Below are 10,544 nucleotides of genomic sequence, written 5' to 3' on the forward strand. Positions count from 1 at the left end.
CCCCCCCCCCCCCCCCCACGCCGACCTTGCCCACACAAGCGCAAGCGAAGTGTGGGCAAGGGCACGCCCAAAAAAAACTAAAACCTAACCTTCATCTTTACATTTCTTGCGTAAAAACTAAGCTCAATAAAAACTAAACTCATTAGCAAAATTGACAACCGATTAACTTTTGATTTACTTGATATGTCTAAATTATTACATACTTTTGCAAAGCAATTATGGCAACCCCTGCAAAATACATTTTTGTAACAGGTGGAGTAACATCTTCATTAGGTAAGGGAATTATTTCGGCATCTTTGGCAAAGTTGCTACAAGCTAGGGGCTACCAAGTAACCATACAAAAATTTGACCCCTACCTAAATATAGACCCAGGTACCATGAATCCCTATGAACACGGTGAGGTCTATGTTACCGATGATGGTGCTGAAACAGACTTGGACTTGGGACACTACGAACGCTTTCTCAATATCCGCACTTCGCGTGCAAATAATGTTACCACAGGTAGAATTTACAATAACGTCATTACTCGCGAACGGAACGGGGAATATAAAGGTAAAACTGTACAAATTATTCCACATATCACAGATGAAATAAAACAATGCGTTACTAAACTTGGAGAAAGCGGAGAATATCATATTGTTATTACTGAAATTGGTGGTACGGTTGGCGATATAGAAAGTTTACCTTACATTGAAGCTATTCGGCAAATGCGCTACGAAATGGGACCTACAAACGTAATTGTTATTCATCTTACGCTTGTGCCATATTTAGCTACATCAGGCGAACTCAAAACTAAACCTACTCAACACTCTGTCAAAACACTATTAGAATCAGGAGTACAGCCCGATATTTTAGTTTGTAGAACAGAACACTCTCTTACCAAAGAAATAAAATCAAAAATTGCCCTTTTTTGTAACCTCACACCCGATGCTGTAATGGAAAGCATAAATGCAGAAAGTATTTACGATGTTCCTTTGCTCATGCGCAAAGAGAATTTGGATGTAGTAGTGCTAAGCAAGTTAAATTTACCCGCAGCAGGTGAACCTAATCTCAAATCTTGGCGAAATTTTCTCAACAAACTAAAAAACCCACAGGATAAAGTAACTATCGCCCTTTGTGGCAAATACGTAGAACTAAAAGATGCCTACAAGTCTATCAATGAAGCACTTGTACACGCAAGCGCCCACCAAGAGCTAAAAGTAAATATAAAATGGATACACTCCGAAGATGTAAATGAAACTAACGTAGAACGACTTTTAGCGGATGTACATGGTTTATTGGTAGCTCCCGGTTTTGGTTCAAGAGGCATTGAAGGTAAAATTGTAAGTATTAAATATGCTCGTGAAAATCTCATTCCTTTTTTAGGAATTTGCTTAGGAATGCAATGCGCAGTAATAGAATTTGGAAGAAATGTTCTGAAATTAGAAGGTGCAAACAGCTTAGAATTTGACCCTCAAAGTCCTAATCCCGTTATTAGCTTAATGGAGGAACAAAAAAACATTACCCAGTTAGGAGGAACTATGCGTTTAGGAGCATATCCTTGCACGCTACGCAGAGATACCTTAGCCTTTGAAGCATACAAAAAAATCAATATTCGAGAGCGCCATAGACACAGATACGAGTTTAACAATCAATACTTAGAAATGTACGAGAACGCAGGTTTTATTGCATCAGGAATTAACGAAGAAAATAACTTAGTTGAAATTGTAGAGTATAAGCATCATCCTTTTTTCATTGGTTCGCAGTTTCATCCTGAACTTAAAAGTACAGTGGAAAAACCTCATCCTTTATTTATGGCATTTGTTCAAGCAGCTTATCAATATAAGCAAAAAAGCAATCAGCACAAGCAAACCAATACTGAATAACTCAAATCTAATGGGATAGGTATAGTAGTTTTTGTATCTTTGTAAACTCATGAGTGTAAGACAGGAAAAAGTCAATAGACTTTTACAGAAAGAATTGGGGGATATATTTCAAAAGGAATCCTCAAATTTTGCCCCTTTGGGCACTTTTATTACTGTGAGCGGTGTAAAAATTTCTCCTGATTTAAGCATTGCGAATGTGTACATTTCTATATTCCCTGAACAGCAGCGAGAACCTGTGATGATAAACATTCAGCTTTATCATAAAGAAATAAGAAAAATGCTAGCCCAGCGCATACGTAACCAGGTACGCATTATTCCTGAACTACGTTTTTTTGTAGATGACACGCAAGATTATGTACAACGTTTAGAAAAGATATTCAAAGAACTTCATCAATCTCAAAAAGATACAGATACCCCAACGGATGTACCACCTGAACAGTAGAAAAATTTAATCATTTTAAGCCACAATAAGGGCGAATATCTTCCCCGCGCTCTAACATTTTGCCTAATTTGATAATTTCATCTTTAAGTTCAGGAATTTCTTGGATATTATTGGCAATCGCACCTAAAATTTTTTCTAATCGGGCTTTGCGAGTGGCTTCTTTGTCTAATTCTACCCATTTGTCATATTGTTTGTAAAACTCTGAATAAACATTCTCAAAGTAAGGTCTAAGACATTCTACTGTTTCTACAACTACTTGGGCATCATCAAAAGCATTCGGCTGGGATAAGCTGAATGTATTATCTTCATACACACACAATTCTATATTCCTATCACATGATAAAAACGTTCGGTAAATTATCTTTACATCATTACGAGGTAGAGCTCTACCTGGAATAGTTCGCGCAAATTCATTTTTTTGGCGGTTAACTTTCCACTTTTCTTCTGTTTTACTCATCATTCTTGAACAAAGTTAAGAACTTTTTTGTACTTTTGGATACAAGTATGCAAAACACTACCAAGTCATTCTTTTTGCTTTTGTTTTCTATTTTCTTGGCAAAAGTATTCAGTCAAAATGTAGAAAAAAAGTGGATTTTTTTAAGGGATAAAGGGGCTAATGTAGATTATTATTTAGCTCATCCTGAACTTTATCTTTCTCAAAGAGCAATAGAAAGGCGAGCTAAATATGGTATTCCCATAGACATAACTGATGTTCCTGTAGAAAAAGGTTATGTTCAATCTATTCAAAGTACAGGTGCAAAAGTAATAGGTGTTTCCAACTGGTTAAATGCAGTTTGTGTAGAAGCTACATCTGCGCAGATTCAATCTTTGAAAAACTTACCTTTTGTCAAGGAAATCAAAAATCACACTACTTATCGGCGAAAAATAGAAGAAGTACAAGAAAGTGTTTCTAACAATAATGCTGCAAAAACTAACAGCTACTATGGCAGTGCATTTGTCCAAAATGACATGATAGGTATCCCTTGCGTCCATAATGCAGGTTACACAGGTAAAAATGTAATTATTACCTTAATGGATAGCGGTTTTAAGAATGCAGATACGTTATCTTGCTTTAAGCACGTTTTTTTACAAGGTAGGTTGCTCAACACGTATGATTTTGTAGACAATCAACCCACTGCTTGGGATGAAGATGGGCACGGCACTTTGGTTTGGAGCACAATTGCTGCTAAATTACCCTACGTGATTGTAGGTACTGCTCCCGATGCTAAATTTATCTTGTACCGCACTGAGCAAGTTTCTGCCGAGATCAATCAGGAGGAAATCAATTGGCTTTTAGCTTCACAAAGAGCAGATTCATTAGGCACGGACATTATACATTCTTCATTAGGATACAGTATTTTTGACCCAGGGCAAAACTCTTACACTTATGCGGACATGGATGGTAAAACTACAATTATCACTCAAGCCGCAGTAATGGCAAGAAGGAAAGGAATTATGATAACTAACTCCGCAGGAAACGAAGGTACAAGTAGTTGGGGCTATATTACTGCACCTTCTGACGCAGACAGCATCCTTTGCGTTGGTGCTGTGGATGCCAATAGAATTCGTGCTCCTTTTTCAAGCTATGGACCTACTAGCGATGGTAGAATCAAACCTGATGTAATGGCTATGGGTGTAGCCGCAGCCTGTGTAAGTGGAAATTCAGGAAATGTAGTAACTGCAAGTGGAACTTCTTTATCAGGACCGCTAATTGCAGGTTTGTGTGCATGTCTTTTACAAGCTAAACCTACTTTGGCACCTATTGAACTAGTTAACGCTGTTCGTAACGCTAGCGATAGAAAAGACAATCCAGATAACCTTTACGGTTATGGTATTCCTGATGGATGTGCGGCTTTAGCTGCTATTACTTACCTCAAAGAGCACGCTAACAATAGCCTTTCACTTGAAGTCTATCCTAATCCTGCTACAAATGAAATACAGGTAGAATATTTTGGTACTCCAGGTAAAGCTACATTATCCATACTAAACAGCTTGGGGCAGCTCATACAACAAGAAACGTTTTTTATTACAAGCGAAAATGCTAAGATTACCATCCCTATTGACTTACTGCCACATGGCAGCTACTACCTTAAAATTGACACTCAAAAAGGTACAGCAAGAAAGGTATTTATCAAGCAATAAATTTTTATGTAGTTTTGGCTGTTAAATGAGCGCAGTAAGTATATTCTTTTTGCTGTTAGCAATTTTGATACTAATTTTTGCGATATTTATGCATGCAAAAGGTGAAGAGGTATTAAAGCTTAGGTTCACAAACCTCCCTAGCCAAAACATTCGTAAAATTGCCCGTTTTATTGCATATTTCTGGTTGCTCTACAGCCAAATATGGATAATATTTGCAGTTGTATTTAATTTTACTCACTCGGAAAGAACCCTGTATGTTGCTTTACTTATATTTGTAGTGCTGAATATTGGTATCATGCTTTTTGCATGGCAAAAGATAAGAAATTTAAGCAAGGTTAAGCCAAAATATGAAAAACACAATACTTAATCCATTTTTGATTATATCTCTATGCTTTGGGTTATTTGCACTATCCACAGTTTTTTTAATAGGGATTAGCAAAACTTACTTTTACATTTTAGGCTGTGCTCTTGTAATAGCCATTTTTTTTAGTCTTTTTCTGCACTACTATATCAAAAAGTACCAAATTGATTTGTCAGTTAAGCGTCAAGAGATAGATAGTCTATTGAAGTACAGTCCTTTTGTTATTTATATTTCAGATGAGAATGGTTACACAGAATTGACTAGCAAAAGTTTGTTTGAGTGGATGGATGTAGATTTTGAAAAACTAAAAAAAGAGTACGGTTACTGGTACTCATTTATTCATCCTGATGATGTAGAAAGAGTTAAACAGACATATAATCAGAAGGAAATTGGAAAGAATTACAAAATAGAATACCGAGTTCGCTTCAAAGATGGAAATTACTATTGGATTAGCGATGAGTATCAATATGTGCGATACACAGACGGTTCTATACACATTTTTGGTTTTATCAAAAATATACATCATGAAAAAATTTTGAAGATAGAGCAAGAAAGAATAGAGAAAGAAGCACGAGAAAAAGAAATAAAGTTTCAGGTATTAGCAGGTAAGCTGCCTATGGGTATGCTTATGTCGCGCAAAAATGTAGGTTTGATATATATAAATGAACAAGCAAAGATCAATCGCGGTCTACCTCTTAATACTACTGCCCAAGAAGTACAGGATTATTTTTTGAAAGGTATTTACCAGTTCGTGCATCCTGAAGATGTTGAACGCGTCTTTCAGAAGAAATCGGAAATTGAAAACTTACTCTCTAAAGGGGAGACATTTGTTTCATTTAAAAGAATGCGAAAACTAAATTCAAATGAATATAGGTGGTATCGGTCCTACATTATTAGTGCAAAAGATAGCTTAGGAGAATACATCTTTGAAATAGAGCAGGATATTCACGATGAGTATGTAATGCAAGACAAATTAAAAGCATCAGAACAAAACTATCGCCTTTTATTTGACAAAAGTCCTATTGCCAAAATTATTTTTGATAAAGACACTTTTCAAATTTTAGCAGTTAACCAAAAAACGTGTGAGCTTTTGGGATACACAGAAGAAGAGCTACGCCGTATGACCGTACTACAAATCAGAGATGAAGCAGCACAAAATGTATTAAAAGAAGATTTCAGTGCTCCTGAAAAATACTCACAAAAACGCGTAAGGTGTATATTAAGTAAAACGGGTCAGGAGATTATCGTAGAAACATTTGCTCACCCAATTATCTTTGAAGATAAACCTGCTATCATGAGTGTAATTATTGATATTACAGAGCAGGCTAAAGCTAAACAAGCTTATTTAGAAACCGAAAAGCGATATCGTAATTTATTTGAGCACAACTTAATTGGCGTATTTCGCTCTAAGTTAGATGGCACAATCATAGATACTAATGTTACTTTTGCCAATCTTTTAGGCTATACTATAGAGGAACTTTTAAAGATCAATGCCAAAGAACTTTACTACTACGAAGGTGATAGAGATATATACATACAGAACTTAAAAAAATATGGAAAAATAGAAAATTATGAAGTAATTCTAAAACATAAAACAGGGCGTATTGTGTACATTGTAGAAAATGTAATCCTAACTTGTGTAGATGAGGAATGTATTTTAGAGGGTACAGTCATGGATATTACAGAGCGCAAACTGAATGAGCAAAAAATTCAGCAACTTTTACAAGCATCACTTAAAACACAGCAAAGGTTAAACTATATTATAGAACATTCTCCTCTACCTATCATTGAATGGGATGAAAATAAAAAAATTGTCTTATGGAATCCTGCTGCGGAAAAGCTTTTCGGATATTCCAAAGAGGAAGTCATGGGAAAAACCACTAAAATGATTATTGCACCCAAAGACATTCAAAAAGCAAGAGAAAATACGAATATCTTGTATAAGCAACACCAATCGCACACTACGTTACTACTTAATAATATCACTAAACAAGGAGAAGAAATAACTTGCTTATGGTCAAATGCTTTAATCAGAGATGAACAAGGCAATATAAAAGGAGTAGTTTCGATTGCACAAGATATTACACAACAACTAAAAGCACAACGTGCTTTACAACAAAGAGAACATCTCTTATCCCTAGTTTACGATACCGCAACCTCTGCTATATGCGTTTTGAATGAAGAAGGTATATTCCAAAAAGTTAATAAAGCCTTTACAGAAATTACAGGATACCAAGAGCAAGAAGTGTTAAACAAACCCTTTATCAGTATTTTAAAAGAAAAAGACCAGGCTTTGGCTCAAGCTCACCAACTAAAAATTATTTATGGCTTAGTACATAAGCTCAGAAACTGGCAAATTTGTACAAAAGATGGCGAACTCCGAGATGTGTATATTGTATCAAAAGATGTTAAGTTAGAAGATGGTTCTACTTTAGTAGTTACTACTTTTACCGATATTACAGCTATCAAAAAAACAGAATTTCTTCTGAAACAGAGCGAAGCGAAATACAAAAACTTATTTGAAAACTCAATTGTAGGTATTTTTAGAACAAGCTTAGATGGTAAAGTTTTAGAAGCAAACCAGAAGGCAAAGGAAATTTTTGGATGGGAGAATACTAATGAAATCAATATACCTAATGATGTCTATGTTTATCCTGAGGATAGAGATAAACTATTAAGCGAGCTTACTTCCAAAGGAGTTGTAGAAAATTATGAAATTTTAGCAAAAAAACGGAATGGGCAGCAAATTTGGATCTCCATATCTGCTCGTTTTTACCCTGAATATAACTGGATTGAGGGGGCTTGCATGGATATTACTGAAGCTAAAAATAACCTAATTGCTTTACAAAAAGCAAATTTTGAGCTAGATAGCTTCACTTACAGAGCTTCGCACGACCTAAAAGCCCCTTTGCGCTCTATTTTGGGGATTATCAATTTAGCCAAAGAGGAGCAACTTTCGCCTGAAGTAGCACACTACTTTGATTTAATTGAAAAAAGCGTTATGCGATTGGATAACTTTGTTGTAGATCTTTTAGCTCTATCTCGAAACAATCGCACTGAGCTAGAGGTAAGACCCGTAGATTGGCAGGAACAAATTAAAAGCTGCTTAGAAGGATTAGCATACATGGATAATTTTCAAAAAACGGATATTCAAGTTGAAGTTAATCAGAAAGAAGAGTTTTATTCCGACCCTACCCGAATTGGTTTAATTCTTAATAATCTTATTGCAAATGCCATTAAATATCAACCTAAAAAAGCAGAACATCAACCAAAGGTTTATATTCAAGTGAACATATTTAAACATCACGCTATTTTTACAGTGGAAGATAATGGCGAAGGTATACCCTACGAGTATCAAAACAAAGTATTTGACATGTTTTTTAGGGCATCTACCACTTCCGAAGGTTCAGGATTAGGATTGTATATAGTCAAAAGTGCAGTAGAAAAATTAGGAGGTAAGATTGAAATGCAATCTAAACCTAATGTTGGTACCAAATTTACCATAACCTTACCTAACTTACAGACAATATCGGCACAGTAGGAACCTAAAGGAAATTCAGCAACGTTTTTTAGTATATTTGTTCTATGAAGATTTGTACCCAGTGTGAACTACCTATATCTGATGGCGCAGCGATTGTTAAGGAAATACGTGGTGAAAAATTATCTTTTTGTTGCTCGGGATGCAGCCTAACTTATTCTATCACAGGAGAAAAGGGACAAGAAGGTATCTCAATGTTATATGTCGCCAAAATGGCACTAGGCGGCTTTTTTGCAATGAATGTAATGATGCTCAGCTTTTTGACGTATTCATCTGATTTTACACAAGCTTTACAAATAGACAACCTTCATAATCTTAACAACTGGTTACAGTTGATATTAGCAACCCCCGTTATACTCATTTTGGGCATACCATACTTACGTTCAGCTATCCAAAACCGCAGGTTTGATACAGATACTCTTATTGCCATAGGTACATTTACTGCGTTCTTTTTCAGTATTTACCAAATTTTTATAGAAGGCAAAGTGTATTTTGACACCGCTTGTATGATACTTTTCTTAGTAACCACAGGGCGTTTATTAGAGTCTTCGGGCAAAGCACGGGCAGCACGAGTATTAGAAAAACTAAAAGTAAGCTTACCCGATACGGTTATCCAAATCCAAAACGACCAAGAAATAGAGGTACCCCTACAAAATATAAACACAGGGGATATTATCAAGGTCAAAACAGGTCAGCGAATTCCTGCTGATGGAACAGTATTATGGGAAACAGTAGCCGTCAACGAAGCAATGTTTACAGGCGAGTCCAAATGGATAGAAAAAGCTCCTAACAGTAAAGTCTATGCAGGTACTATTGTAGTAGATGGCATACTTACCATGAAAGTAGAACAGATAGGGGAACAAACAGCACTAGCGCATATACAAAGACTCTCTCAAATGGCAAAGCTAAGAGAAACACGTTTGCAAAAATTAGTAGATAAAATTGCATCGTATTTCACGCCAACAGTTCTTATCATTGCCTTATTTACTTTTCTGGGCTGGTGGTTTATAGAAAAAAATCCTGTTAAAGGTTTTGAAAGCGCCTTAGCCGTTTTGATTGTAGCTTGCCCTTGTGCATTAGGTTTAGCTACACCCATTGCGCAGTATCTTGCTCTCTCTAAAACAGCTGAAATTGGCGTTATTGTCCAAGATCTAGACGTTTTAGATAAACTTCACCTTGCTAAACGAATTTACTATGACAAAACAGGTACAATTACCGAAGCAAAATTTACTTTACATAAAGAAGTATGGCTCAAAGATAAGTTCACTTTTCTGCCCTATTTGCTAGCTATTGAACAGCAAACCAACCACCCTTTGGCTAAGGCTATTTTAGACCACTATAAGAAAATAGACCTAACTCTACCTAACTTGGAAAATGTTCAAAGCCACGTAGGAAAAGGAGTTACGGCTTATTTTGGAGGTAAAGAAATTCTCTGTGGTAGTGAGAAGTTCTGTGTAGAAAAAGGGATTGAAATAAATAAGACAATTTTTGACCAACCTGAAGACTTGCCCACAGTGTATTTTGCAGTAGATAAAAATTTAGTAGCCGTTTTCACTTTTGAAGATAAAATTCGAGATGATTTTAGAGTTTTTCAAGAAAAAATTCATGAGTTGTATATAGAGGAGGTTATTCTTACAGGCGATCACGAAAAATCTGCTCGAAGAGTAGCCCAGCAGCTCAACATTCGCAAGTATAGGCACAGTTTGTTACCGCAGGATAAGCTCGATATTCTCAAACAAGATAAAGAAGTTCACATTATGTTGGCGGATGGTATCAATGATGCGCCTGCCTTAGCCCAAGCTGAAATAGGAGTTGCTGTTTCTAAGGCAGAGGATATAGCCAAACAATCTGCGGACATCATTCTGATGGGCGATTTATTACAACTTATAGAACTTATTCGCCTGTCTAAGTTTGTGCGCGGCATTGTGCGTTCTAATTTGTTTTGGGCGTTTTTTTACAACATAATTGCAATTGGCTTAGCGGTTATGGGCTACATCAATCCTGTTTTTTCTGCTATTGCTATGGTTGCAAGCAGTTTATTCGTTTTAGTAAACTCTAATCGCATATACCATTGGAGTTGATTCTTCAAACGAGAATTTCTTGATTTGAGTATCTTAGATTTTTTGGGCGTGCCCTTGTGGGCGTTTCGCTGCGCTCATGCCCACAAGGTCGGCGTGCTACGGGCTACGCTGACGC

7 protein-coding genes are annotated in these 10,544 nt (G+C 36.3%); 6 read left to right on the forward strand and 1 reads right to left on the reverse strand.

The window, feature by feature from the left end:
* The first annotated feature begins 218 nt into the window (after window positions 1–218).
* Together NZ519_08075 and rbfA are read left to right on the forward strand one after the other, a co-directional pair.
* Entirely contained in the window at window positions 219–1,865 is a 1,647-nt protein-coding gene (locus NZ519_08075; GenBank protein MCS7028707.1) for a CTP synthase, read from the forward strand.
* 49 nt (window positions 1,866–1,914) lie between these two features.
* Window positions 1,915–2,307 (forward strand): 30S ribosome-binding factor RbfA, encoded by a 393-nt coding sequence (gene rbfA / locus NZ519_08080; GenBank protein ID MCS7028708.1) that lies wholly within the window; start codon window positions 1,915–1,917, stop codon window positions 2,305–2,307.
* 10 nt (window positions 2,308–2,317) lie between these two features.
* Here rbfA and NZ519_08085 read toward each other — a convergent pair whose 3' ends face one another.
* On the reverse strand, window positions 2,318–2,764 hold the full coding sequence (locus NZ519_08085; GenBank protein MCS7028709.1) for a hypothetical protein: 447 nt from the start codon (window positions 2,762–2,764) through the stop codon (window positions 2,318–2,320).
* A gap of 80 nt (window positions 2,765–2,844) precedes the next feature.
* Here NZ519_08085 and NZ519_08090 point away from each other — a divergent pair, with 80 nt between their 5' ends.
* The 4 genes from NZ519_08090 (at window position 2,845) to NZ519_08105 (ending at window position 10,429) form a co-directional block, all read left to right on the forward strand.
* On the forward strand, window positions 2,845–4,449 hold the full coding sequence (locus tag NZ519_08090; protein MCS7028710.1) for a S8 family peptidase: 1,605 nt from the start codon (window positions 2,845–2,847) through the stop codon (window positions 4,447–4,449).
* Between the two features lie 88 nt (window positions 4,450–4,537).
* Window positions 4,538–4,816 carry a hypothetical protein gene (locus NZ519_08095; protein ID MCS7028711.1) on the forward strand — a complete coding sequence of 93 codons (279 nt, stop codon included), beginning with the start codon at window positions 4,538–4,540 and terminating at the stop codon, window positions 4,814–4,816.
* Entirely contained in the window at window positions 4,797–8,351 is a 3,555-nt protein-coding gene (locus NZ519_08100; protein MCS7028712.1) for a PAS domain S-box protein, read from the forward strand. Before NZ519_08095 ends, NZ519_08100 begins: the two co-directional genes overlap by 20 nt.
* A gap of 44 nt (window positions 8,352–8,395) precedes the next feature.
* Window positions 8,396–10,429 carry a cation-translocating P-type ATPase gene (locus tag NZ519_08105; GenBank protein ID MCS7028713.1) on the forward strand — a complete coding sequence of 678 codons (2,034 nt, stop codon included), beginning with the start codon at window positions 8,396–8,398 and terminating at the stop codon, window positions 10,427–10,429.
* Window positions 10,430–10,544 lie beyond the last annotated feature (115 nt).

Source organism: Bacteroidia bacterium (assembly GCA_025056095.1).
GTDB lineage: Bacteria > Bacteroidota > Bacteroidia > JANWVE01 > JANWVE01 > JANWVE01.